General features: G+C 40.2%; 19 protein-coding genes. 8 read left to right on the top strand and 11 right to left on the bottom strand.

The features are described from left to right. Positions 1–85 precede the first annotated feature (85 nt). A complete protein-coding gene (locus CXF93_RS13685; RefSeq protein ID WP_101063041.1) occupies positions 86–1003 on the bottom strand; it encodes a LysR family transcriptional regulator in 918 nt (305 codons plus the stop codon). Positions 1004–1175: 172 nt separating this feature from the next. On the opposite strand from CXF93_RS13685, the gene metE reads away from it, so the two are divergent. Continuing rightward, entirely contained in the window at positions 1176–3464 is a 2289-nt protein-coding gene (metE, locus tag CXF93_RS13690; protein ID WP_101063042.1) for a 5-methyltetrahydropteroyltriglutamate--homocysteine S-methyltransferase, read from the top strand. A gap of 88 nt (positions 3465–3552) precedes the next feature. Here metE and CXF93_RS13695 read toward each other — a convergent pair whose 3' ends face one another. Beyond that, positions 3553–3852 (bottom strand): Dabb family protein, encoded by a 300-nt coding sequence (locus CXF93_RS13695; protein ID WP_101063043.1) that lies wholly within the window; start codon positions 3850–3852, stop codon positions 3553–3555. A gap of 339 nt (positions 3853–4191) precedes the next feature. Here CXF93_RS13695 and CXF93_RS13700 point away from each other — a divergent pair, with 339 nt between their 5' ends. Continuing rightward, positions 4192–4602: a hypothetical protein gene (locus tag CXF93_RS13700; protein ID WP_101063044.1), complete on the top strand. Its 411-nt coding sequence runs from the start codon at positions 4192–4194 to the stop codon at positions 4600–4602. A gap of 220 nt (positions 4603–4822) precedes the next feature. Further along, positions 4823–5317: a hypothetical protein gene (locus CXF93_RS13705; RefSeq protein ID WP_101063045.1), complete on the top strand. Its 495-nt coding sequence runs from the start codon at positions 4823–4825 to the stop codon at positions 5315–5317. 93 nt (positions 5318–5410) lie between these two features. On the opposite strand, the gene yejK is transcribed toward CXF93_RS13705, so the two are convergent. Further along, the gene (yejK, locus tag CXF93_RS13710) at positions 5411–6445 is read right to left on the bottom strand and encodes a nucleoid-associated protein YejK (protein ID WP_101063046.1); all 1035 of its coding nucleotides are present in this window, start codon (positions 6443–6445) and stop codon (positions 5411–5413) included. 80 nt (positions 6446–6525) lie between these two features. On the opposite strand from yejK, the gene CXF93_RS13715 reads away from it, so the two are divergent. Together CXF93_RS13715 and CXF93_RS13720 are read left to right on the top strand one after the other, a co-directional pair. Next, a complete protein-coding gene (locus CXF93_RS13715) occupies positions 6526–6756 on the top strand; it encodes a DUF1414 domain-containing protein (RefSeq protein WP_019442879.1) in 231 nt (76 codons plus the stop codon). Between the two features lie 82 nt (positions 6757–6838). Further along, on the top strand, positions 6839–8725 hold the full coding sequence (locus CXF93_RS13720) for a DUF3413 domain-containing protein (protein WP_232784212.1): 1887 nt from the start codon (positions 6839–6841) through the stop codon (positions 8723–8725). 3 nt (positions 8726–8728) lie between these two features. Here CXF93_RS13720 and CXF93_RS13725 read toward each other — a convergent pair whose 3' ends face one another. After that, positions 8729–9382, bottom strand: coding sequence for a metallophosphoesterase (locus CXF93_RS13725; RefSeq protein ID WP_232784213.1), 654 nt, complete (start codon positions 9380–9382; stop codon positions 8729–8731). A 382-nt stretch (positions 9383–9764) separates the two neighbouring features. Here CXF93_RS13725 and CXF93_RS13730 point away from each other — a divergent pair, with 382 nt between their 5' ends. Beyond that, complete coding sequence (locus tag CXF93_RS13730; protein ID WP_101063048.1) at positions 9765–11552, top strand: GMC oxidoreductase; 1788 nt, start codon at positions 9765–9767, stop codon at positions 11550–11552. Between the two features lie 79 nt (positions 11553–11631). Here the strand turns inward: CXF93_RS13730 and CXF93_RS13735 are convergent, their stop codons facing one another. Beyond that, on the bottom strand, positions 11632–11904 hold the full coding sequence (locus CXF93_RS13735; protein WP_101063049.1) for a GIY-YIG nuclease family protein: 273 nt from the start codon (positions 11902–11904) through the stop codon (positions 11632–11634). Positions 11905–12097: 193 nt separating this feature from the next. Here CXF93_RS13735 and dacB point away from each other — a divergent pair, with 193 nt between their 5' ends. Further along, positions 12098–13537, top strand: coding sequence for a D-alanyl-D-alanine carboxypeptidase/D-alanyl-D-alanine-endopeptidase (dacB, locus tag CXF93_RS13740; RefSeq protein WP_232784214.1), 1440 nt, complete (start codon positions 12098–12100; stop codon positions 13535–13537). A gap of 131 nt (positions 13538–13668) precedes the next feature. Here dacB and CXF93_RS13745 read toward each other — a convergent pair whose 3' ends face one another. The 3 genes from CXF93_RS13745 to CXF93_RS13755 form a co-directional block, all read right to left on the bottom strand. Continuing rightward, on the bottom strand, positions 13669–14970 hold the full coding sequence (locus tag CXF93_RS13745) for an inosine/guanosine kinase (RefSeq protein ID WP_101063051.1): 1302 nt from the start codon (positions 14968–14970) through the stop codon (positions 13669–13671). Between the two features lie 144 nt (positions 14971–15114). Beyond that, positions 15115–15450: a hypothetical protein gene (locus CXF93_RS13750; protein WP_101063052.1), complete on the bottom strand. Its 336-nt coding sequence runs from the start codon at positions 15448–15450 to the stop codon at positions 15115–15117. A 110-nt stretch (positions 15451–15560) separates the two neighbouring features. Continuing rightward, positions 15561–16703 carry a fatty acid desaturase gene (locus tag CXF93_RS13755; protein ID WP_101063053.1) on the bottom strand — a complete coding sequence of 381 codons (1143 nt, stop codon included), beginning with the start codon at positions 16701–16703 and terminating at the stop codon, positions 15561–15563. A gap of 446 nt (positions 16704–17149) precedes the next feature. Between CXF93_RS13755 and wecB the strand changes: the two genes are divergently transcribed. After that, positions 17150–18274 (top strand): non-hydrolyzing UDP-N-acetylglucosamine 2-epimerase, encoded by a 1125-nt coding sequence (gene wecB / locus CXF93_RS13760; RefSeq protein ID WP_101063054.1) that lies wholly within the window; start codon positions 17150–17152, stop codon positions 18272–18274. A gap of 52 nt (positions 18275–18326) precedes the next feature. Here wecB and CXF93_RS13765 read toward each other — a convergent pair whose 3' ends face one another. The 3 genes from CXF93_RS13765 to CXF93_RS13775 are packed head-to-tail and all read right to left on the bottom strand — an operon-like array spanning position 18327 to position 24489. Beyond that, positions 18327–19247: a DUF4434 domain-containing protein gene (locus CXF93_RS13765; RefSeq protein WP_101063055.1), complete on the bottom strand. Its 921-nt coding sequence runs from the start codon at positions 19245–19247 to the stop codon at positions 18327–18329. After that, positions 19241–22303 (bottom strand): hypothetical protein, encoded by a 3063-nt coding sequence (locus CXF93_RS13770; RefSeq protein ID WP_101063056.1) that lies wholly within the window; start codon positions 22301–22303, stop codon positions 19241–19243. Before CXF93_RS13770 ends, CXF93_RS13765 begins: the two co-directional genes overlap by 7 nt. Then, a complete protein-coding gene (locus tag CXF93_RS13775; RefSeq protein ID WP_101063057.1) occupies positions 22300–24489 on the bottom strand; it encodes a glycosyl transferase family protein in 2190 nt (729 codons plus the stop codon). The genes CXF93_RS13770 and CXF93_RS13775 overlap by 4 nt, the downstream gene beginning before the upstream one ends. Between the last annotated feature and the right edge of the window lie 85 nt (positions 24490–24574).

The following is a 24574-nucleotide window of genomic DNA, read 5'->3' on the forward strand; positions in this document are numbered from 1 at the left end:
TCGATAAACTAACAAGCATAAACAGTAAATAAAAAGGGAAATAGACTCACGGTGAGCGTTTCCCTTTTTAATACTTGACTAGTTATTAACTCGCTATTTTAATCCCTTTCAGCTGCTGAAAAGAGCTGGCTTTGGCATCTTTTAAAAACTCACTCATGTAAGGCATTTCCAGTTGTTCAACACGGATTGCAGCATAGAGCGTAGTCCAACAACTTTCTTCACCTAGCGGCTTCGCGACAATATAATCTTTCTCTAAATACTCTGTTAACGCCCAATTCGGCAATGCTGCCACACCGCGGCCACTCGCCACCAGCTGTAACATCATAATGGTCAATTCCGCATGGCGAATAGCATGTGGTGATACACCCGCCGGGTCTAGAAATAAATTGAATATATCAAGACGTTGTTGCTCAACAGGATAGGTAATTAAGGTTTCTGTCGCTAGATCTTCTGGCTCAATATAAGGCTTATCCGCCAGCGCATGATGGCGACTTACCGCTAACATCGGCTGATAGCTAAACAACGGTTCGTAATGAATACCGGATAATACTTGTGGATCGGACGTGACAACTAAATCGACATCACCGCGTTGAAGGGCGGGTAAAGGCGCGAAACTAAAACCAGACGCTAAATCAAGCTCGACCTCTGGCCACTGATCACGAAACACATCTATCGCCGGCATTAACCATTGAAAACAACTGTGACATTCAATCGCCATGTGCAAGCGCCCGGCATTTCCCGACAATAACCGACTGATATCGCGTTCAGTATTGGCAAACATAGGCAGTACTGATTTCGCTAGTTTAAGTACCCTCTCCCCTGCAACGGTAAATCGCAATGGTCTGGTTTTACGAATAAATAACGACGTATTTAAACGCTCTTCAAGATCTTTAATCTGATGCGATAACGCTGACTGTGTCATATAAAGACTTTCAGATGCTTCCACTAACGAGCCTGTTTTTTCTAATGCGATAATCGTTTTCAAATGCTTAACTTCGAGCATCGTTAATTCCCTTTCAAACTGATGACTAAATTTAGCATAATGCCAACTTCAATTAATTTCAACTTAATCAGTAAAAATATGAATTTGATTCACATTAAATAATGGTCAATACTTTAGCCATCTAAACGGCTTTACGTTTATGAGTGTTCACAAAAATCAAATGGAGTTGCAAATGGCTAAATCACACATATTAGGTTTCCCACGTATCGGTGCAGACCGCGAGTTGAAAAAAGCAATTGAGTCATATTGGAAAAATGATATCAGCAAAGTTGAGCTAGAAGCCGTTGGTAAACAACTGCGCGCTAAACACTGGCAACAACAAATTGATGCTGGTTTAGACTTCATCACTGTGGGTGACTTTGCTTGGTACGATCAAGTACTCGCATTATCAGCGACCTTAGGTGTTATCCCTGCACGTCATCAAGAAGAAAAAATCACCCTAGATACGCTATTTAATATGGCCCGTGGCTCTAGCCCTTGCTGTGGTCAACAAGCTGCGGCATGTGAAATGACCAAATGGTTTGATACTAACTATCACTATCTGGTACCGGAACTAAACGAAGATCAGCAGTTCGCATTAAGCTACAACCAATTAATTGAAGAGATCCAAGAAGCAAAAGCACTTGGCTTCCCAATTAAAGCCAATTTATTAGGGCCGGTAAGCTACTTATCATTGAGTAAAACCAACGGTGATTTTGATAAACTTACCCTACTACCACAACTTGTTGCTACCTATAAGCAACTGCTGGCTAATATCGCCGGTGAAGGCATTGAATGGCTGCAAATCGAAGAGCCAATTCTAGTTCAAGATCTAACGAGTGAATGGCAACAAGCATTTACAGCAAGTTATGCCGAATTAGCTAAAGGTAATAACAAGCTATTGCTCACCAGTTACTTTGGTGCGCTAGGCGATAATGCCGAGTTAGCATTCTCACTACCGGTTGATGGTTTCCATATTGATTTATCTCGAGCACCTGAGCAGCTTGAAACCGCATTAGCCTTACTGCCTGATACAGCTATTTTGTCTGCCGGTATCGTTAACGGTCGTAATATTTGGCGTAATGATCTAACCCAATCAGTGGCTGCATTACAGCAAGCTAAAGCACAGTTAGCTGATCGTTTGTGGGTAGCGTCATCATGTTCATTGCAGCATAGCCCGGTTGATCTGGATAACGAAACCAAACTTGATAGCGAACTGAAATCTTGGTTAGCCTATGCAACGCAGAAATTAACAGAGATTAGCACCATCAATTCACTGTTAAGCGGTGACCATTCGACAGTACTAACAACGCAACTAAACGAGTCCGCGGCGGTGGTATTATCTCGTGCGGCATCATCTCGAATTCACAACGCCGCAGTTAAAGCGCGTGTTGCTGCGATTACCGACAAAGATGCACAGCGTCATAGTGGCTTTACTAAACGTATAGTGAACCAACAACAAGAGTTAAACTTGCCCCTGTTCCCAACAACCACCATAGGTTCGTTCCCACAGACCAGTGATATTCGTCAGACCCGTAATCAATTTAAACAAAATGTGATTAGCCAAGACCAATACATCACCAAGATGCAAGCTGAAATAAAAGATGTGGTTGCGCGCCAAGAAGCACTCGGCCTTGATGTGTTAGTGCACGGTGAACCAGAGCGTAATGACATGGTTGAATACTTTGGTGAATTACTTGATGGCTTTGCATTTTCTAAAAACGGTTGGGTACAAAGCTATGGTACCCGTTGCGTTAAACCACCAATCATCTTTGGTGACATTTCTCGCCCAGCACCAATGACAGTAGCTTGGAGTGAATATGCACAAGCACAAACCAACAAACTAATGAAAGGTATGCTGACAGGTCCAGTAACTATTTTGTGCTGGTCGTTTACCCGTGATGATATTAGCCGTGAAGAGCAAACTAACCAAATTGCATTGGCGATCCGCGATGAAGTTGTTGATTTAGAACAGGCTGGTATTAAAGTCATTCAGATTGATGAACCTGCACTGCGTGAAGGGCTACCGCTACGTAACAGTGAACAACAAGCTTATTTAGATTGGTCAACAAAAGCATTCCGTATTAGCGCGTCAGGTGTAAGAGACAGTACTCAGATCCATACACACATGTGTTACTGCGAGTTTAACGACATTATGCCTTCAATCGCGGCATTAGATGCGGATGTGATCACTATTGAAACATCACGCTCTAACATGGAACTATTATCTGCGTTTACTGATTTTAGTTATCCGAATGACATTGGACCAGGTGTTTATGACATTCACTCACCGAACGTACCAAGTGTTGAATGGATGACCCAGTTGATCACTAACGCCAGTGAATACATAGATGTAGCACGCTTGTGGGTTAACCCAGATTGCGGTCTTAAAACCCGTGGTTGGCAAGAAACAGAAGCAGCATTGCAGAACATGGTCACCGCAGCGCATAACTTACGCGATACCTTTTCGCACAAGGCTTAAGTAATAACGTTAAACTATTGCGCTACACTATAAAATGCAAAAAGGAGAGCAAGCGCTCTCCTTTCTTACATATCCAGTATTATAAATATTAGTAATCTACCGCTGCGCGCTGACTAGTAATACTTTTCATCATAGGTAACACAGCTTGATGTGCAGGGTGATCTTGGTATACATCTAACGCTGCACGAGAATCTAGATCAGCAATCAATACTAAGTCGTAAGAGCCTGCGCCTTGCAGAGAATCAATACCCACTTCCAAACGTTGTAACCCAGGGATCTGACCATTAAGCGCTTCAAGTGCTTCTTTGGCTAATTTAGCATTTGTGCTTTTATCATTACCATTAGCCGTGTCGAGCAAAGTCCACATTACGATATGTTTGAACGCCATGATTGTTCTATCCTTTTTAACAAACGAATTATTCACCCAAATTATTCATCTCATCCAAATAAAGTGGGCATTTGAAGAAGCAAAAGTATAACTTTAAAAAACCCATTTAGCTGGATGAATATCAATATTTCACAAAATTGTCATGCGAACATCACAAATTAACCTTACACCTGTCTTCTATTTATACGAGTCCAGACAGGCATTATCGAAGGCAATACATTTTTATTTAAAATTTTTCATTTTTATTTAGCTCTGGAATGTGATTTCTAAATAAAACCAATATGATTAACTCAACTGAAAAGAAACTTAATTTAAATACTTTCACTAGGAGTGATAATCATGGCTAACTTACTAAACCAAGTAGAAACTATCTACAATGTCGCAAAAGAAACAGCAAAAACATCTATCACTGCAGGTTTTGGTGTTTATGGCACAATCATTGATGAAGCATCAAAGTCATCAGATAAAGCAACTAAACTTTTTGAATCTCTAGTTGAGCGCGGTACGCAAGTTGAACCTCAAGTAAAAGAACAAGTTGCTGCACTTTTAGGTAAAAAAATCTCTTTAGAATCAATTGAAACTAAAGCACAAAGCATCACTAGCCGCTTTACTGGTGCTCAAGGTCAAAAATTGAATGAAGTAGAAAGTAAAATTGACCTACTTGCTACTATGATCAGTGAATTAAAAACTGAACCAGCTAAAGTACAAAAAGTAATTAAAGCACCAGTAAAAGCAACTGCTGAAGCATAATAATACTTTGATGCATAATATGATGACTGCATAATCGATTCAAGGGGAGCTCTGCCCCCCTTATTCCCTACCCTTCCGCCTCTATTACCACTTAGCCTATACTCGCTAAAATCGCATCAAAATTACCTAGAACTGTTTCTCATTTCCATTTGCACTTTACAATGTAAAAACTACTATTAAGTAATATCAATACCACGTATTAACCCAGTAAGGACTAAGAATGAGCCAAGTTAGCTTAACTTATAACCCTGTTGAAGATCGCATGTTACTTATCGTTTCAAATAATATAAATCATCCTCAATGGTGGCTCACTCGGCACATGTGCAAAAAATTATTAGAAATGCTGAATGCCGAGTTAACCCTGCAATATGAGTTAGATAAAATTCAATCTTGTTACAAAAACAATAAAACCGACCAAGAAGCCTCATTTGCAGATAAACACCAGCAAGCATTACATGACGCAGCAGGCAGAACCGAAATACAGAAAAAATCAACACCAGCACAACCAGAGGCTCTGCTCACGACACGTATATCTTTAGATAAAAAGCCTGATAATCTGGTCGCCTTATATATTTATTCTCGAGAAAACCATGGCATTTGCCTTGACCTCGATAATAACGGCTTACATATATTCTTAGATATGATGCTAAAAGTGGCTATAAAAGGGGAATGGGGACTCAAACAGGCAAGGTCTATCGAAAACAAATTAAGCTAACAATGCGCCAATTGATAACGCTCAGCAAAACCTGATGGAAATAGTGATTAACTATTAATAAAAAATAACTAATCACTCATAACCAATTAAGTATTATTCGTTATCGTCATCTGAATTACTGCGACGCGTTAGCTGCTCGCGTAAGTTCGGTGGGATACCAACAATTGTTAGCGTATCAGTTTGGGCATTATAACTAATACGTTCTCCCATTAATTTCTGATCAAAGCTAACACTTAAACCACCACCCTGTCCGACATATTTAGTCAGTTTACGTACCGCACCACGATCAGCAGGGAAGCTATCTTCAAGCTGATATGCTTCTGACGCATACTGATAGAAGTCACGCGATGATACATCCGCTAAATGATCTGATAGATCTTTAACTTCAATCTCGTTACCTTCTTTAATTTGCTCATTACAGTATTGCGCAACTTGCTCACGCGCTTGAATTGACTCGTCAGCATCTAGCTCAGCAACATGACAAAACTCATCTACAGCGCGCATTAAGCCAGCATTTTGTATTTTTGCATCCATGCCTTCTGTACAACCTAAGAAATCCAGGAAGAAATCAGAGACTTTTCGGCCTGCACGTCCTTTGATAAAAGATAAATAGCGTTTTGAATCACTATTTTGACGCCATTCCGTCAGATCGATTTTAGCGGCCAATTGCACTTTGGACAATTCAAGATAATGCGTACTGCTCAAATCTAGCTGCTCAGTCACCATCACACTGTCTTTATTTTCTAATAAAGCCACGATGAGATAGTCTGAAGCCATCCAGTTATAATGTACAAATGACAGAATACCTTGGCTCACAAAGTCATATTTTAATAATTCGCCAACTAACAAACTTGATGCTGCGCTGGAAAAATCAACAAAATTACTTTCTTCATCGATGAATTTACGCAATTCAATTTCAAAAGGTAAACGACTATTGTCTTCTTCTGCGCATTTAAAGTAACCAAAACCTTTCGCAGGCTTGGCGTTATAAATGCGGTGTAATTCACTCGCAAGTTCTTCAACAGGCTGTGAAGTAACCAGTTCTTCACTGCGTGGGTAGCATTTAAGCTCACCTTCGGTATTAAAGGCTAATGAATGTAGAATAATGTTATTTAATTTTAGCTGCATATATTTAAAGTATTAGAGTTAATGAATTCTGTGAGGTATTATAATCATCTTTGCCCATTCATACATTAAAAGATTAAATTATGCCTATAGTTTCTAAATACAAAAGTGATAAAGTTGAAAAAGTGATTGATGAAGTTATCGATGTACTAGAAAAACACGATGCACCCTTAGACCTTGGCTTAATGGTTCTTGGTAATGCAGCTGCGAACATCATCAACGCGTCTTTATCACCAAAACAGCGCCAAGCGGTTGCTGAAAAATTTGCTAAAGCGCTTGTTGCGTCAGTAAAATCAAAAGATACATCACATTAATTAAATGATAGGCAAGGATGCCTTGTCATTTATTTTTACCCATTACACTATCAAAGCACTAATAGAGACTGCAGTTTAACTTATGCTAGAAACAGGACATCATTATCGCGATCAAGTCTCCAAGATTATCAGTTGGGGTCATTGGTTTAGCTTAGCCAACATCTTACTGGCTATCTTACTTGCATCACGTTATATTTTCATCGCCGAATGGCCTGAAACTATGCTCGGTCAAGTTTATTCTCTTATAAGTCTGCTAGGCCACTTCAGCTTTATTATTTTTATATTGTATCTGGTGGTGATCTTCCCTATTAGTTTCCTAATACCTTTTCCACGGGCGTTACGATTTTTAACCGTTATCTTTGCCACTGTGGGTTTATCGCTGTTAATTATCGATACAGAGATATTTAAGCTCTATAATTTACATATCAACCCGATTATCTTTGAGATACTGCTTGGCGAAAATGAACAAACATTAAACTCAGATTGGCACTCCTTCTTTGTTTTCGTGCCGTTTTTGTTTTTACTTGAGTTACTTATTTCCAGCTTGTTATGGCATAGACTACGACCGTTAAGCCGTTTTAAACTTGGCCCTATTATCGCCATTTTCTTTTTCTGTTGCTTCTTAACGGGTCATCTACTCCACATGTGGGCAGATGCAGCGGTATACCGTCCTATTACTGCACAAAAAGCTAATTTCCCACTCGCATACCCAATGACAGCAAGAACCTTCTTGGTTAAATACGGTTGGTTAGATAAAAAAGCATTTGAAAAACGTATTACTGATACATCAACACAATCAGATTCGCGTCTCGACTACCCTAAACATCCTTTGGTCGTGAACGAAGAAAATCAAAAACTAAATGTATTGTTGATTAATATCAGTACGCTTAGAGCTGATATGCTCAATGAAAGCGTGATGCCTGAAATGTCGAAATTATCGCGTCAAGGCCAACGATTTAACCAGCATTTTAGTACCAGCAATAATGACATGTTAGGTAATTTTGGCATCATGTATGGTCTTGCACCGCAATATTGGGATGATATCGAAACATCAGCAACCCCCCCTGTTATGCTCGACTACTTTGTTCAAGCTGACTATAATCTTGGTATATTTAATACCGAAGAGTTAACAACACACAAACAACAGCAAACGACCTTCATCAATTTGCATCGTCCACAAACGACTATTGTTGAAGGCACGGAAAATGATACTGATACAGTAAGACAAACACGCAACTGGATAAAACAACAAGATACTTCAACGCCTTGGTTTGCCTACGTAAGCTTAACGTCAGTACAAAACATGGAAACGCCAGCTGGTTTCCCAGCGATGTTCTACCCTAATATCCAAGACTTAAATAGCCAAGCAAGCAATCGACAAATTGCCCTATTTAACAGTTATCGTAACAGTGTTAGTTATGTTGATAAGGCCGTAGCTAAAATTGTTTATCAGTTAAAACAATCAGGACAATACGCTAATACCGTCATTGTTTTTACTGCTAATCACGGTAATGAGTTTAATGATTCAGAAGATCACTCGTGGGGTTATGGTAGTAATTACTCAATCTATCAAACTCAAGTGCCCCTATTTATCGTCTGGCCAGGTAAAACGCCAAAGGTGATAGAACAAGATACCAATCATACTGATATAGTGCCGACAATTTTGGCCAATCTAAACGCAGTCAACAATCCGATTTCAGATTACAGTAACGGGATTGATTTATTTGCTGGTGAGTTTAAAACATGGCAGCTACTCGGTGATAAGAATAACTTTGTGATCCTGCAGCAAGACACGATTACCTTGTTCTCTTATCAAGGTCTATTCAGTCGCCAAGGCAATCATGATGTACGCAACCGCAGTGATTATAAATCGACCTCACGCACCGTCATGCACGAAGCTAAGTTTAATCAGATCCTGACTGAATTAAATTATTTTTATAAAGCGGCGCCAGCACAAACTCAAAATTAAACGTCAAGCAATCACCATATAGGCTTGCTGTGCGGACAAGACAGTTAATCGTCTTGTTCGCATTAATGTATCTATCCAAAGTTGATTTAAGTTTGTCGTTACCCGCGCACAATTCACATGTCCATGAATGACAAATTTAACCTCGTTAATGTGAAACATATTGCCTTTTTTCACTTCTTGGTACTGCGCCTTTGACCAAGTACAGTCTTTTATTAACTCAACACTATCAAGATCCGCATGTTGTAATTCAGACCAATTACGCGGTGCATTGGCATGACAAACACCAATAGGGCCAAATTTAGATGCGACCGTCAGCGCCACAGAGCAATACTCGTCGACCAAGGCCTTAGCTCTGTCCTGCTCTTGTACCGAACACTGAAAAAACCACTCACCACCGGCATGGCGATGAATACGTGCCAATTCACTATCTTCATCGGCAAACAACATCTCTTCATGATTACCACGTACGGCGAAAAACCAAGGCTTTTGTAATAATTCTAGGCATGCCATGGAGTTCGAACCGCGATCAACCAGATCACCGACTGAAAACAAACGGTCACCCTCAAAATTAAACTGACACTGTGCTAATGTAGCCAATAATAAATCATATTCACCATGAATATCGCCCACAAAGAAATCCTGACCTTTATGATTCATTGCTATCTCTTTATGTATTCGCATTTTCTACCTCATTAGACATATTCGACAATATTTTATTTTTGCGATAGCCTTCACGTTAATACTCGGATAAGTCAACGCCAACGCGGTTTAATTGATGAAAGCCTCGCTAAACATAACAGCCTAGTAATTTTACGAGTATTATTTAACTTAAGGTTAATAGATAATTAACAAATAATTAAACAAATATTCCGCGAGATACCTAGAGTATGGTACATACAACCGCGGAAACATTTTGATAACATATTTAAGGCGTTAGCATTAATTAACCTAATGGACACATCACTGATACTCTAAAATAAATGTAGTGCTTGAAGCACAGTCTTGATGTGAAATAACGGATTAGCAGTAGGGGTAATACATGTCGAGTACTAACTTTGATTTTGACCAGATTATTATCGGATCTGGTTTTGGTGGTTCAGCCAGCGCATTGCGTTTAACAGAAAAAGGATTTCGCGTATTAGTATTGGAACGCGGCAAACGTATAACCACCAAAGAATTTTCGCCTAGCAGTTGGAATTTAAAACGTTTTATGTGGCTACCACAATTGGGTTTAACAGGGCCATTTACCTTCACTGTGACACGTAAAATCAGCCTTGTTCACGGCAGTGCGGTTGGCGGTGGTTCACTCGTTTACGGTAATACCCATCTTATTCCAGAAGCTAATACATTTTCCGACCCGTCTTGGACTGGAATGCACGACGATTGGCACACACGTCTGTCGCCTTATTACGCATTAGCACAACGCATGATTGGCGTACAAAAAAATCGTTACTTTGGCCCTGCCGATCTTATTTTAAAAGACGTCGCAACCGATATGGGACGTGAAGATACATTTAAAACTGTATACAGCGGCCTACTCTATCCAAAAGGTGAAGATAAAGTTTCACAAAATATCGATGTAGAACGCTTAGGTGAAGACCGTGGCGACCCCTATTTTAATGGTGATGGCCCCAAGCGTAATAGTTGCACCTATTGTGGTAACTGTATGTCAGGTTGCCGCCATAATGCTAAAAATAGTCTGGATAAAAACTACCTGTATTTTGCAGAGCGTAATGGCGCGGAGATCCGCCCTGAATCAAATGTAACCAAGATTGAACCGATTGCCGATGAGCATGGCGTTAAAGATGGTAGCGCAGGTTATACCATTCATATTACTGAAGGTCTGGGACTGTTTAATAAGAAAAAATATACCCTAACCACACGAGGAGTGGTTGTTTCAGGTGGTGTCTTTGGCACCATGCCGTTATTACTGAGAATGCGCGATGTCGAAAAGACATTACCCAACTTAAGCCCAAACCTTGGCCAGAATGTATTAACCAATTCGGAAACACTATTAACCGTTTCCCATAATCGTTTAACTCAGCAAGAACAAAAAGAAGAAGTTTGGAACGGCACGGCCATAACCTCGATTTTCTCACCTGATGATGAAACCAAAGTTGAGATTGTTCGTTATGCAAAAGGCAGTGATGCGGCCTTCACCGGCGGCATGTCGGTGCCACTAACATCAAAGCAGTCCGGTATCCCCCGCTCTGTGAGTATGCTGATGAACATTGCCAAGCAACCGATTAAAACCCTAAAAATGCTAAACCCGGTTGGTAAAGCCAAAGACACCATCATTTTGTTAGTCATGCAAACGGCGCAAAATAATATCCACCTTGAGAGTAAACGCGCTTGGCACTCGCCTTTCACTCCAACATGGCTACCAGTACAACACAAAGATGACGAGAAGCTCAGAAATTACTTCCCGATCGCGCAGAAAGTGGCGGAACATTACATTAAACATTCAGGCGGTGACGCAGGTAATCTCGCTTTAGAGGTTATCGCAGGCACCCCTATTACGGCGCATATGATGGGTGGTGCTCGTATGGGTAAAGATCCAGCAACAGCAGTACTCGATGATTCAGGGCAAACGTATGGTTATAAAAATCTGCGTATTCTTGATGGTTCTATTATCGCTGGTAACTTAGGCGTGAACCCATCACTGACTATCTTGGCGTTGACTGAACATGCAATGGCACAAATTCCAGTATTTGATGCAGACAAAGCCGCTAAGATTAAACCGGTCAATTTCTCAGCTGCGCTCGATGGAAATCCTTCAGCACTGCAAACGGCGGGTGTACCAGAGATTTTAGCCAAAGCAGTGTAACGGGGTGCTGACTCACGACTAATCATCGATGAGTCCGCAGTGGATCAATAGTGAATCACTGCGAATGATATAGACAAAACTACAGACAAAGGCTCGCTGAATTAATTAATGCGAGCTTTTGTTTACGTGGTAACTGTTTAATCGCGTACTCACGTTTACTTGCCCTGCTTCTATCAGGTTGAATTTCTGTATAAGCGATACGAATGGGCTTGGCACGGCGGAAAAATTTAGCGCCTGTACCATTACAATGCTGTTTGTAACGCCTGTCCATGTCTGTGGTAATACCGCAATATAAACCCGCATCCGTTTCAATAAGATAAACAATCCATAAACTCGCTTCTGCTTTAATCACATCACAACCTCACTATTACTATTACTATTACTATTACTATTACTATTACTATTACTATTTATAAGAACAGAACAAGTACATCATACCCGTGTTGATATCGAATATTTTAGTGTTATTTAATGATTCGCATTCTATTAGAGCACAATGTCCGCTAGAATAATCATCCAAATAGCTTTGAAGATTAAAAAATAATATGTTACGAATTTACCTTTATAGCCTTACTCTCTACTTTATTAGCATGACTGTTCATGCCGATGAACTAGCGTCTTTACAAGCACTTCTGCCTTCAGGAACCAACGTTGCTTATATGATTGGTCAGCCTTTTAGTGCAACAAACGAAATAACCGATGACGTCATTAGCCAGCAGAATACCGAGTTATTATTAACGCCAGCATCAACGCAAAAACTGCTTACCGCATTGACGGCTAAACTTTATCTCACCGATGAGTATACGTTTAATACCAGTTTACATGGCAATATAAACAAACAAAGCATTAGTCATACTGAATTCAATTTTACTGGGGATCCGACCTTTACCAGAGATGATCTACGTCGCATGCTTAAACAACTTAAAGCCAAAGGAGTCTCTCGCATCAGTGGTGATATCAGTCTCAATCAAAGCCGTTTTAATGGATACAATTGGGGCAATGGCCAAGTCTGGAACGACCAAGCAGTTTGCTATGCAGCTCAAGCGTCGGCCTTAGTCATCAACGGCAATTGTGTATTGGGTAATTTAAAACGTTCTGCGGATCTTAAAAAAGCCACTATCTACATTCCCGATTACGAGCCGTTAAACTTAATCAGTCAAGTTGATATCATGACCAAAGAGCAGCAGCAGGCACAGTTCTGTGATTTAGAGGTAACACGTCATCCAGGTAATAATTACACGTTATTCGGCTGTATAACCCCTTCTAAACGTAATCTGCCTTTGTCCTTCGCCATTTCAGAGCCTGCAACTTATTTTGCCGAAGTACTGAAGGCTGAGCTAACCCAAGCCAAGATTAAATTTACCGGTAATATTGTTGCAAACCAACAGCCAGTAAAACCAGCGATGGTGATCAATCATCAATCCGTGAAACTGGCTGAGATTATTTCCGAAATGATGAAAGAGTCTGACAACTTAATTGCCGACATTTTATTTAAAACCATTGGCGCGGAGTACTTTCAACAAGCAGGTAATTATCGTAATGGTGCGAAAGCGATGCGTGAAATTCTGGCTGATAAAGGCATCTCACTCACCTCGAGTGTCATTGCTGATGGCTCAGGATTATCACGCCATAACTTAGTATCAGCTGAAACTATGTTCAGTGTGCTTGAATATACCATCAAACATGATGACAAATTACAGCTATTAGCCACTATGCCAATAGCTGGTGTGGATGGCACATTACAATATCGTCGAGGATTGTTGAGTAAGCAGCTAACTGGAAACATTGTCGCAAAAACGGGCTCATTGAAAGGTTTATCTAATCTGGTTGGCATTGTAAAAACCCAGAACAACCACAAAGTGCCATTTGTACTCATGGTTAGTGGTTACAACCCGCTACCACGCGATGCCGATAAACCGAGACAAGCCTCACCGTTAACGCAATATCTGGCCGCATTTTTTAATACTATTGTGACTAAGCATTAACATCGACTAAAAAAATGGCGAGCAACTAAACTTATTATCTGTTTAGTTGCTCGCCATTTACTATTTATAAGTTTATAAGTCCGCAGGCTAATTAGCCGAACGGATCACGCTAGAGTCGATTAATAAAGTTATTAACTAGACCAATAACCTTCATCCAACGAATCTTCACGCTCAGGCAAGCCTTTTAACAAACGTGGAGAGTGCTGTGCCAACACTTCATAACTAACACGGTTTGCGTATTTACATAACTGTGAAAGTGATGAGTAAGCTAAGCAATTCGCAGTGTGTTTATCCGAATTAGGCACGATATCTCGGTGATAAGAGTTAGCTAACATATCATGCAAGATTGCCGATAATGCGCCATCACCGGCACCATTGGTATTTTTAATTTCCATTGGGCCGCCTAGGTACGGTGCAATGTGTGAATACATTTTTACAGGTTCATTTGCATCAACTAAACGCATTGGGCGGCTATATTCGTAACGGTTAAATTCAGCGATCGCACCCGGAAGTAATTGGCCACTTGTTTCACGTTTATATTTCTCATCCGTGTAACCAGCCATATACAGGCCTTCAGCACCCGCAGTACAAAGTACAAGGTCACACCATTCTAACGCTGCATCAGCGGCTAGTAGTGGATCTTTAAAGCCTGTTAACGCTTCACCTTCATCTTCATTCATGGCAATAACAGTGACATATTCGTTAATAAAATTCTGCCACCACTTTTCATTACCTTCAATAATGAAACGCGTGCCTAACGTAAGAATAATCGGAATGTTAAGCAGCTTAGCCTGCTCAACCATGTGCATCGCCGCTTCTTTGATTGGATCATCATCTGCGCAACGTAATAAATAAGCAGAGATAAGTAAACCAGAGCTTTTCTGCAGCTGATCAACGGGTAAATGGTCTTTGGTTAATTTATTCATTAAGCCAGCATTAATACCAAAACTACGATCACCATCAGCAGAAATAAAGGTAAAGCAACGACCAATTGGGCCATTTACTGGTTGCAGATAATTAAGGTTTACTTTACTGCTGGTATTACACAAATATTGGTATGCATAACTGCCAATTTTAATTTGGTCACACATAGTACCAAATAGCAGTGACTGTGATTCTGACAAGATCGCGTAATTATGTAAGGTATTAGCAACTGTACCGCCAGCAAATTCGCTGACGATAAGGTTATTTTGCTTTAGTTCAGTATAAATTTGTTCGGCGATCTCATCACTGATCATCAGTGACTCACCTTTTCTTAACCCAAAACGCGTTAAAAAAGCATCTTCGACATGTGCTTCAATATCAACGAGTGTCTGATCAATACCGCATAATACAGGTTGAGCTACATTTGCAATGTTTGCTGGTTTGACAAATGCATTACCTGTATTAACAGGAAAGTAATGCTTAGACTTACGTTGACCGGGAAATTTCATATTTGAACCAGCATGAGAGAATAAAAGGGGGCTGATTTTACCAGTCTAGTTCTGAAATACCAGCAAAACCAAATTAATGATCCAATTATTAACCATATTCTGGTCGATCACGTAGATTTAATCAAAATAAATGGCAAAATAAGCTTAAGCCTGCCTGATCCTAACGATAAAATCACCACCCATTTTATGCGGATCACGTCCTTTAATAACAAAATGACTGGTTATAAAGTCAAATCTGCACTCATGCCAGGCACACGTGAAGTTCATCATATAATCGATTTGGTTAAGGTCATCACTTGGATCAAGACGAATAGTGCCTTCGCAATAACCAGCAAGCACAAAGCTGACGAGTGTCTCTACATTACATTTACGTAATGGACTGACATATTCAACAAAGGCGAAAAAAGTGGCGTTACCGAAATTATTGGTGGGTAAATCATGTGCGAGTAAATACTTACGCATATCTTTATGTGTTATCAAAATATCCTCCCTGATTATGTTATGCCATCCTTGGCATTAAAGAGACTGTATTAAGATTACAGTCTCTTTTTTATCTTTACTTACTATTTCTATTTAAGTAACGAGCGAACCTAGTGAGCAAAACTAAGCTGCATGTTATTCCATACCTTACGTTGCTCGTGGAACGCTTCTTTAAGTTGGTTTAGCTGCAATTTAGTATCACGAATTTGCTGCTCAATTTGAATTTTATCAAATTTTTCATTTAGTGACTTTTTCTTCGATTCAAATAATACGATTTTGGCTTTATAAAAAGCGTTAAGCTTCTCACATAACACATCGTATTCTTGATTCAACCGTAAGATAACTTCGTCAGCATTAGGTAAATGCTGCACTTTATCGTGGCGGCGTTTCAATTCCATTTTCAATTTAGCCTGCTCGATACGGGCTTCTGGTACAGTACGTAAATCACTGGCTAGATTACACCAGGCTAAAATGTTGATTAACCATTTAGTTGGATCGTATTGATACCATTTAATCCCGTTACGGTAATCAGTTTCAAAAATATGGTGGTAGTTATGGTAGCCTTCACCATGGGTAAAGATCGCTAACAGTGCATTATCACGCGCGGTATTACGGTCTGTATAAGGCTGTGTACCCCACATGTGCGCCCATGAATTGATGAAGAATGTGAAGTGATGGCTTAATACTAAACGTAATACACCCAGCAATAACATACTCGCCCACACATCGCCGTATAACAGGCCAACTAAAATAGGCACGCCTACGTTCATTACTAATGCTAGTACCGCGTAGTACTTATGTTGCCATACCGCGATACCATCTTTTTGTAAGTCGCGAACATTGCTGTAGTCACTATAAATCATTGCATGATACTCACGTAACATCCAACCCATGTGCGAATACCAGAAACCGTGACTTGCTGAGTAAGGGTCTTTTTCATCGTGATCAACATGTTTGTGATGACGACGGTGATCGGAACTCCAATGGATGATGCTGTTTTGTAATGCAAACGCACCGCCTAATGCAAACACCAGACGTACTGACCAATGGGCCTTGTAAGTGCGGTGAGACCAAAGTCTGTGGTAACCACCTGTAATAGATAAACCGCAGACGAAGATACCAATGATCATAGCAACGACTTCGAACGTTTCAAAACCATAAACATAGCCATACCAAGGCACAGCAGTTATAGCCAGAAGGAAGGTTGAAGCAAAAATTAACACGTTTAACCAAATTATCGGTGGTTTTTTCATAATACTATCTCTAAAGCCTGATGAAGTAGTTTCATTAATAATAGCGCACAAGTGTAAGCTGAGTTGTTAATGAATGCAAACCTATGTTACAAAAATAGTTACTTATTCGACTATTTTGTTTGCTTAAATTTGATCTACGGCACAGGTCACGTTTTTAAATTTGTGATTTACTCGATAGTCTAAAGTGACCAAGTCCTGTTACAGATGCAATTAACATTATTTATCCAGAACAAATATCCAGCTTGGTAGCTTTACATGATTAGAAATGCATTACGATTTGTATTCAATAAAAACACAAAGTCTTAGCGAGTATCTGAACACTTACGTTTTCCCCGCTGTTTAAATTTATTGTGATAGTGTAATGACTTGTATTATATGTTTTAATTTCTGAACATTAAAATTAAACACATATTCTATAAATTTAAGATCAATTTTCTGGGGGATATATGAAAAAAGTTTTAACTGTATTTGGTACTCGCCCTGAGGCCATTAAAATGGCGCCATTGGTGCATAAGTTAGCGGATCAACATAATTTAATAAGCAGAGTCTGCGTAACAGCGCAGCACCGAGAGATGCTAGATCAGGTATTAAATTTATTTGAAATCACACCCGATTATGACTTAAACATAATGCAACCCGGGCAGGACTTGTTTGATGTCACCGGTAATATCCTCGCTGGTTTAAAAGAAGTATTAGATGATTTTGAGCCAGACATTGTGCTAGTACATGGTGATACTACGACTACTTTTTCAGCCTCTTTAGCCGCATTTTATAAACAAATAAAAATAGCACATGTTGAAGCAGGACTGCGAACTGGGAACCTTTATTCCCCCTGGCCTGAAGAAGCCAATAGAAAATTAACCGGGGTACTAGCTCATCATCACTTTGCGCCGACTAAAGGATCGAAAGATAACTTAATTAAGGAACAAGTGCCTGATTCGCGGATCACGGTAACAGGCAATACTGTTATTGATGCACTTTTATGGGTTAAAGATAAACTGCAGCGTGATTTACCGGTAACGGCTGAACTTAACAATAAATTTTCATTTTTAGATAATCAGAAAAAGTTAATTTTAGTCACAGGGCATAGACGAGAAAGTTTTGGCGGCGGTTTTGAACGCATTTGTGAAGCACTGGCAAGGATTGCTAAAACGCGACCAGATGTACAAATATTATACCCGATGCATATGAACCCCAATGTACGCGAACCGGTAAATCGAATTTTATCTGGGCTGGACAACGTCTTTCTAATTGAGCCGCAAGATTACCTACCTTTCGTGTATTTAATGAACCGTTGTTATTTAATTATTACCGATTCCGGCGGAGTACAAGAAGAGGCCCCGTCGCTGGGTAAACCGGTTTTAGTCATGCGTGATACAACGGAACGCCCGGAAGCAGTAGAAGCGGGAACAGTTAAGCTGGTCGGTACTGATATTGACAAAATTACTGATGCCACCTTAGCACTGCTCTGTGATCAACAGTTATATGAAAAAATGGCAAAATCACATAATCCTTACGGTGACGGTTTAGCCTGCAGCCGAATCGTTGAACAATTAGCTAATAGTCAGTAACCCAGCAACACACTGAATACATTTTTCAGTGTGTTGTAAGTCGCTAGTTCCGTTAATCAGATTTTGAATCTAGGATCCCTTGTGCATAAGGCAGATAACGTAATGAGAATATAACTTTCTCACCGTGACAATAAGTACTCATTGAGTTTAACTGCCGCTGCCACTGCGCCTGTGAAGGCGGATTTGCTTTGAAAACCTCAGTATCCTTCTGTTGCCTGAAATATTCGAAGACGGTCCCAGAAACGGTGGAATTGTCACAGCTTAGTAATGATGAAAAGTAATATTTTTTTTGCTCCGCGGTTAATGCCTGTGTACCAAATCCGTCTTGGAGTAAAACATTAAGCTGCCCCTGCAGTGAAATGGCAGAAAACAAATCACTGACATGGCTCGCAGACTGATAACCACCTATATAGGCGGAAATATAAATAGGCTGTTCTGGCGTTAATTTTAATATCTCATCTTTTATCGATGTCAGGTGTTTAATTAACAATGATTTTTTATCTTCGTCCTGCCAATGATAGTCATCAATCTCTTCAGTTAGATACCAACCTGAAAATGCTGTCGAGTTAACGTATTTAAGCCATTGTTGGACCTGTTTTAAAGATAATACCTTTTGTTTATGCAGATAATATTTTAACGATGCAGCTGGTTGTTTAATACTGGAGAAAAAATCCGGATCTGAATATAAACCGATAATAACTTTTAGGTGCATCTGCTCTGCTAATATAAACACTTGCTCAAGCTGCCTATTTTGCTTGACACTTAAATCACCACGCTCTCCGTATGCAGTCCATTGTAAGACAATACCTTTAGCGCCAGACTGTTTAAGCTCAGACAGCAATCCTTGCCATTGCGCAGTCGTTACCGAGCTATCACGAAGTTGCGGCTGGTAAAATACCCAACTGTCTTTTACGACTGCCGCCGCATTAATAGAAAAAAGCAGCAGTAGACTGCTCAAAATACCTTTTACCATGCAAGCCTCACTGTTAAACCAATACCATGATCATCATCAAGATAAGTCTTGAACGCTTCAGTAAACTCTAATTTAACCGTACTTTTTCTGCTGTAGGCCATTGTTTCACTGCCGTTACTCCATAAACTAAATTCAAGGCCTGCCCCAACGCTAGAAACCCCGCCTAAATCATTCCCAGAAGCCTGTAGCAGTGCATAAGGTTTTATTGTCCATGCCTGGTCAAAAGAGCTCGATAATTTAAAGTTATGACCGATACTGTATTTAGATGTGACAGCATGATCGCCATCCTTACTCCAGTAAGCAGCATCAACATAAAGCTCCTGCTCTGTCCAGCCGTTACCGTCACTATGCCACTCACTGGAGTATTTCCCAGTTGAGAAGAAAGACGCGGTAGCCCTCACCATAAGATCCGCCTGATCTAAATTCAAATGATATTGCGGTTCAAGGTAAAGATAAAAACTTTGGTTTTCAAAAGGTGCTAAGCGAGCACCAAGCCCGAACATATCAACCCCACCCGGACTACCAACACGTTGATTAGATGAGTTTTGTCCAAATAAACGTCCATACACAGCTACGTCGCCCAATGCTGTTTGATATTTATCAGGGTTACTTTCTAGAGATAACAGCCAGTAGTTAGCATAATTATCTTCTTTGTTGTCGGCGGCCACGGGCAGGTAAGCTGCCACACTATTTTTGCCATACCAGAGATCAAAATTTAGATTGTACTCTCTGTTTAACTGTTCGTTATAGCGTCTTTTATTAAATTTAAGCTGCTCTACACTGACGCCGTTAACCGGTTCGGTGATGTAATAGTCCATATTGTCAGTGGCTTTATCTGACCAGACCCGCGCCATTGCCTTATCGTTGTTTTGCAGATAGAGATAAGATATCTGCTGATACATAGGGTAATTATCAGGCATACCTTTAAGGCTGTTTTCAAAATGTAGAATGGCTTCCTGTGGTTTCTGCTGACTCAGCAGTAAATAACCAAGTTCTTGAGATAAACGGCTGTTTTCAGGATCTGCGCGTAACGCCGAACGTAGTAAAACCTCAGCTTGATTACGAGAGATAGCCGCTTGTTCCGGCGACTGCAAAGCCGCTATCTGAATCAGTCTCTGTGCTGTAGGTTCTATATTTTGCGCCTGCTGCAGACTCATTAAAGCACTGTTGTTATCCCCTGTTTTTTTGCTTAGCTGCGCTTTTAAATTCCAGTACGCTAATTTTTTCTCACCGTTATTATTTTCATACTGATTAAGCCAAAGCTTGGCCTTAGTGATGTCCTCAACTGAGAGTGCTGTTTGCGCGGCTTGTAGGTAATGTTTATTGTCTAAAGCGCCAGTAGTTAACATCAACCAGCGGTTAAAAGCCTTCTGCGACTGACCTGATTCAGCTTCAATATAAGCCAGTTCAATTTGCGTATCTGAACCGCTTCTAAGCTGGTCTGCTTGGATAAAGTAATCGTACGCATAAACCGAACCGCTTTGTTTGAAGCAGTGTCCTAGATTCAACATATTTTTACGGCTATAGGGTTTGCTGTATAAGTTCTGGGCTTTATCACAATATCCAACTTGAAGCCAAAGCACGGCTAACTGTTGGCGCTCACTTTTGTTAAAGCTGGTATTTGGAAGTATCAGTAACTGTCTTTCCAATTCATTATTATCAAGCCCTGAAGCCAGTTCAAACATATAACTTTTTAATGTTTCAGCTTCTACGGTAGTCGCACCTTTAAAAGGGTAACTTTTGATTAAATGCTCGTAGGCAACATTCTGCTGGCCGCTTTCTATCAACAGGTAACTGTAGTTTGCGAGTATTTTCCAGTCCGTTGGATAATCTTGGTTAAGCTGCTGGTATATAAGTTTAGATTTGCTGCTATTACCCTGCTTTTGATACAATTCCGCTATTGTTTGACGATCTTGTTTAGTCCGATTTTTTTTAGCAGACAGGAGTTTTATTGCCTGTAGATAATCGTCTTGTTGCTCTGCTATGTTAACCGCGTTAGCGCGCCACAGCTGGGTATTCTCACTGAATTTAACTTTATGCTCATAATAATAAGGTGACAGTTGCTTTTGCTTACTAACCAGTTCTGCCGCTAAAGTAAGTACCTGTCTTTCCTGGTCTGCCGTTTTAATCAACTTAATAGCGTTATTGAGGGGGGCCTTTGTTTGCTGATCTCTACCGGCCTTTAGATTTATATAAGCCCGCTTTAATTGCGCATCAAAGTTGTCGGTCTGCAGTGCCAGTAACTGATCTGCTTTAGTTATCTCATTTCGTTTTATTAATAACACAGTCCATTGATCAATTTCCCCCTTTGTTAATGAGTGCTGGTCGTTGAGAATAGAAAATTGCTGTAAAGCCTGAGTCTCTTTACCATTACCATTACCAATATAAGCTTGTAACAGCGCTTCTCTTGTTTGTTTGCCGGCATTTGAATGAGAGAATTGGTTATCTTTGAGTAACAGCTCAACATCCTCTAATCGCTGCTCTTTTAACAGTATATTGGCAAAGGCTTCATGGACCACAAAGTCTGTATTTTCCAGAAATAAATGCGTCTTAATTAAATTTAAGGCGTCATCTTTTTGGCCATGTTGATAGTTATAATTACTCACCACATAGAGTAAATGCAATCGTTGTTTTTTATCAATTCGGTCATCTTTAAGCTTTTCTATTGCCCGCTCTAACGCCTCACCATCTCCATGCTCAATAGCTTCGATTAACACCTCTATCTGTAGTGACTGAAATTCTTCATCTGCACTATTTATTGTCAGAAACTGTTCGATTAAACGCTCCGCGTTTTGAAACTCTTTTAGTTCAAGGTAAGCGGCGACCAGCTCTTTTGTAACTACGCTATTATAAGGAGAAACGTTTAGAGCATCTTTCCAAATAGGTACAGCTTCGGTATATCTGCTTTGCTCTGTCAGACGATACGCTTTATTTACATGCGGAAATAAGCGAAATTGTGTGTAGTCAGATAAGCCTTCACCTGCAGGAAAACTGTCTTTTGCCTGGGCAGGGCTACAGACAATTAATAATAACAAAATCAAACATTTAAAATTCATGCGTTTAGTGCTCCGGTGACCAGATGTGCCAAATTTGGTTCTCGTTTTACCTGTAAGGCAATAGCCGTATCCAGTTGTTCTATACTGATGACTTCTTTATCCAGTAAGTAATCATTTAACGTAAGAGCACTTTTTTCATAGCCAATTAATATTTGATTCATCACCTGGGGTGAAATATTACAATACTCGGATAATATCTCTAACAGCGACCACTGACCTTCAACATATTGATGCCAGACTTGTTGCTGCATATTTTTGTCCAGTTGCTCGAAGCGCTCCACTCCGGCTGTAGGATCGGCAAACCTTTCACCGTTATAATAGGCTTTAAGTGCTATTTGCACCTGACCCGGGTAAGCAATGATATAGCTAACTTGGCATTTTAATTGGCGACTAATGGCTGCTAGGCTAACGGGGGATAAGTATTCTTCACTTGCCAGCATGACCCCTTGTTCCGACTTATAATTAATCGCCACGATGCCGTAACGCCACGCCAGACCTTTGCTGATTAGCGTAATAAGACCACCCGATATATTTAGAGGTTCAATATTTTGATAATCAACTTCTGCTTGCTCTGCTACGGCTTTGACTAGACTCTCAGATGTCACAAGTTGGTTATTTAACAAGTAACGTCCTAGGCGCTGGCCTTGTGGTTTGTCTTTTAAGGCTTTATCTAACTGTATTTCTGTTATTGCGCCCAAATCAATTAAGATTTGGCCGATTGCTTTACGCGCGCTACGTTCATCATCTAAATGTGGAAAGTCATGAGTGGTTTTATCCCAAGCGACACGACGTGCGTCTCCCATCTCAATGACTTGACGTAATGCGCGAATATTAGCAAAAAAGTTAACAATATTACCCCATACCATACGTGGCATTGATAAGAATCCCTGCATCCAACCGTAATAAGCTTTAACAAAAATAAAGCGTTGAACAATCCTGTTGATAAGGAAAAATGCATTAATTTTCAGCAGAATACTTAGCCATGGTTCATCGCCATAAATAGAAAGGAAATGGTAGGGGTCATCACTAAGGCTTTGCACTAACCAGATGATTCCTAACTGAGTGAATACCAGCACAGCAATAAAGCCGACCAAGTTGGTAATACCACCTTTACGATCTCGACATAAGAAATAGTTCATCGACCATGATTTACTCAAGGCATGATTTTTCATGCCTTGGAATACGATGCCGACAATCCAGCGAGATTTTTGTCTGACTGCAGTATTGAAAGTATCAGGAAAATACTCACGTATACATATAACACTGCTTTCTCGTAAGTTTTTACCTGACCAGACCGAATGCGCTTTTTCGTGCTCAGGAGTCACAACCGGGTAACGCACAAAGATCTCTTCCATTCCGTGCTCTTTAATACGGATACCAATATCGTAATCTTCGGTTAAGCTTTGAATATCAAACGCAATACCATCACCTTCTCGGAGCAGCATACTGATGGCTCTGCGGCTAAAACAGGTGCCGACACCTGCACTTGGTACCTGTCCGGCGATAGCTTCTCGAACAGGAACGTCTTTGCCGTGCAGCTCTGCAAATTCATCAATGTAGTGACCACTAGTAAAGTCGGTCCATTTACGTGTATATGGGTAGACTGGCAGCTGGATAAGATCTTTTCTGTTCACTAGGTGGTTATAAAGCCGCAACTCCATGGTACTCACGACATCTTCAGAATCATGGAGAATGAAACCAGCAAATTCAAACTTAGCCTGCGCTTCAAAAAGGAATATAGCTGCTGCTATGTTATTCAAACAATCCGCTTTACTCGTTGGGCCCGGACGCGCGCAGACCACTTTATGGACATTAGGGAAGCGAGCACAAACTTGGTCGACTTCTTCTTGGGTTTGCGGATCATTAGGATAAGTACCGACAAAAATATGATAATTTTCATAATCTAATGTTTTAGCGGCCAATTCAGCCATCGGGCCGACAACTCCATGCTCTTGCCACGCTGGCACCATAATGGCTAACGGTTTTTCCGGCGCGTCATACAAACCTTCATAATCGTGAAATTTATGTTTGTCATAAACAAAAAATTTACGATAAAAGTGGCGAGTCCAATGACAAATATCGATAAAAAAGTCATCAATGCCACTTATTAATAGAATAATGGCGAGCCCATAAACAAGATATTTTAGCGAAAAAAGGTAAGTGACAAAGACGTCTATCCAGCTCATGATTATGTTTATCCTAAGTAAGCACTACCTTAATAGCAGAGTAGAAAATGAGTTAATTTATATTCTAAATTACCTGAGATCATCC

Source organism: Moritella sp. Urea-trap-13, assembly GCF_002836355.1.
Taxonomy (GTDB): Bacteria; Pseudomonadota; Gammaproteobacteria; order Enterobacterales; family Moritellaceae; genus Moritella.

What these genes read in the sequence shown, in the direction of transcription:
- CXF93_RS13695 (WP_101063043.1), bottom strand. Translation starts at nt 3,852, where the DNA reads ATGGCGTTCAAACATATCGTAATGTGGACTTTGCTCGACACGGCTAAT.
- CXF93_RS13685 (WP_101063041.1), bottom strand. Translation starts at nt 1,003, where the DNA reads ATGCTCGAAGTTAAGCATTTGAAAACGATTATCGCATTAGAAAAAACA.
- CXF93_RS13725 (WP_232784213.1), bottom strand. Translation starts at nt 9,382, where the DNA reads ATGAATCATAAAGGTCAGGATTTCTTTGTGGGCGATATTCATGGTGAA.
- CXF93_RS13720 (WP_232784212.1), top strand. Translation starts at nt 6,839, where the DNA reads ATGCTAGAAACAGGACATCATTATCGCGATCAAGTCTCCAAGATTATC.
- metE (WP_101063042.1), top strand. Translation starts at nt 1,176, where the DNA reads ATGGCTAAATCACACATATTAGGTTTCCCACGTATCGGTGCAGACCGC.
- CXF93_RS13770 (WP_101063056.1), bottom strand. Translation starts at nt 22,303, where the DNA reads ATGAATTTTAAATGTTTGATTTTGTTATTATTAATTGTCTGTAGCCCT.
- dacB (WP_232784214.1), top strand. Translation starts at nt 12,098, where the DNA reads ATGTTACGAATTTACCTTTATAGCCTTACTCTCTACTTTATTAGCATG.
- CXF93_RS13765 (WP_101063055.1), bottom strand. Translation starts at nt 19,247, where the DNA reads ATGGTAAAAGGTATTTTGAGCAGTCTACTGCTGCTTTTTTCTATTAAT.
- CXF93_RS13775 (WP_101063057.1), bottom strand. Translation starts at nt 24,489, where the DNA reads ATGAGCTGGATAGACGTCTTTGTCACTTACCTTTTTTCGCTAAAATAT.
- CXF93_RS13745 (WP_101063051.1), bottom strand. Translation starts at nt 14,970, where the DNA reads ATGAAATTTCCCGGTCAACGTAAGTCTAAGCATTACTTTCCTGTTAAT.
- wecB (WP_101063054.1), top strand. Translation starts at nt 17,150, where the DNA reads ATGAAAAAAGTTTTAACTGTATTTGGTACTCGCCCTGAGGCCATTAAA.
- CXF93_RS13755 (WP_101063053.1), bottom strand. Translation starts at nt 16,703, where the DNA reads ATGAAAAAACCACCGATAATTTGGTTAAACGTGTTAATTTTTGCTTCA.
- CXF93_RS13730 (WP_101063048.1), top strand. Translation starts at nt 9,765, where the DNA reads ATGTCGAGTACTAACTTTGATTTTGACCAGATTATTATCGGATCTGGT.
- CXF93_RS13705 (WP_101063045.1), top strand. Translation starts at nt 4,823, where the DNA reads ATGAGCCAAGTTAGCTTAACTTATAACCCTGTTGAAGATCGCATGTTA.
- CXF93_RS13715 (WP_019442879.1), top strand. Translation starts at nt 6,526, where the DNA reads ATGCCTATAGTTTCTAAATACAAAAGTGATAAAGTTGAAAAAGTGATT.
- CXF93_RS13700 (WP_101063044.1), top strand. Translation starts at nt 4,192, where the DNA reads ATGGCTAACTTACTAAACCAAGTAGAAACTATCTACAATGTCGCAAAA.
- yejK (WP_101063046.1), bottom strand. Translation starts at nt 6,445, where the DNA reads ATGCAGCTAAAATTAAATAACATTATTCTACATTCATTAGCCTTTAAT.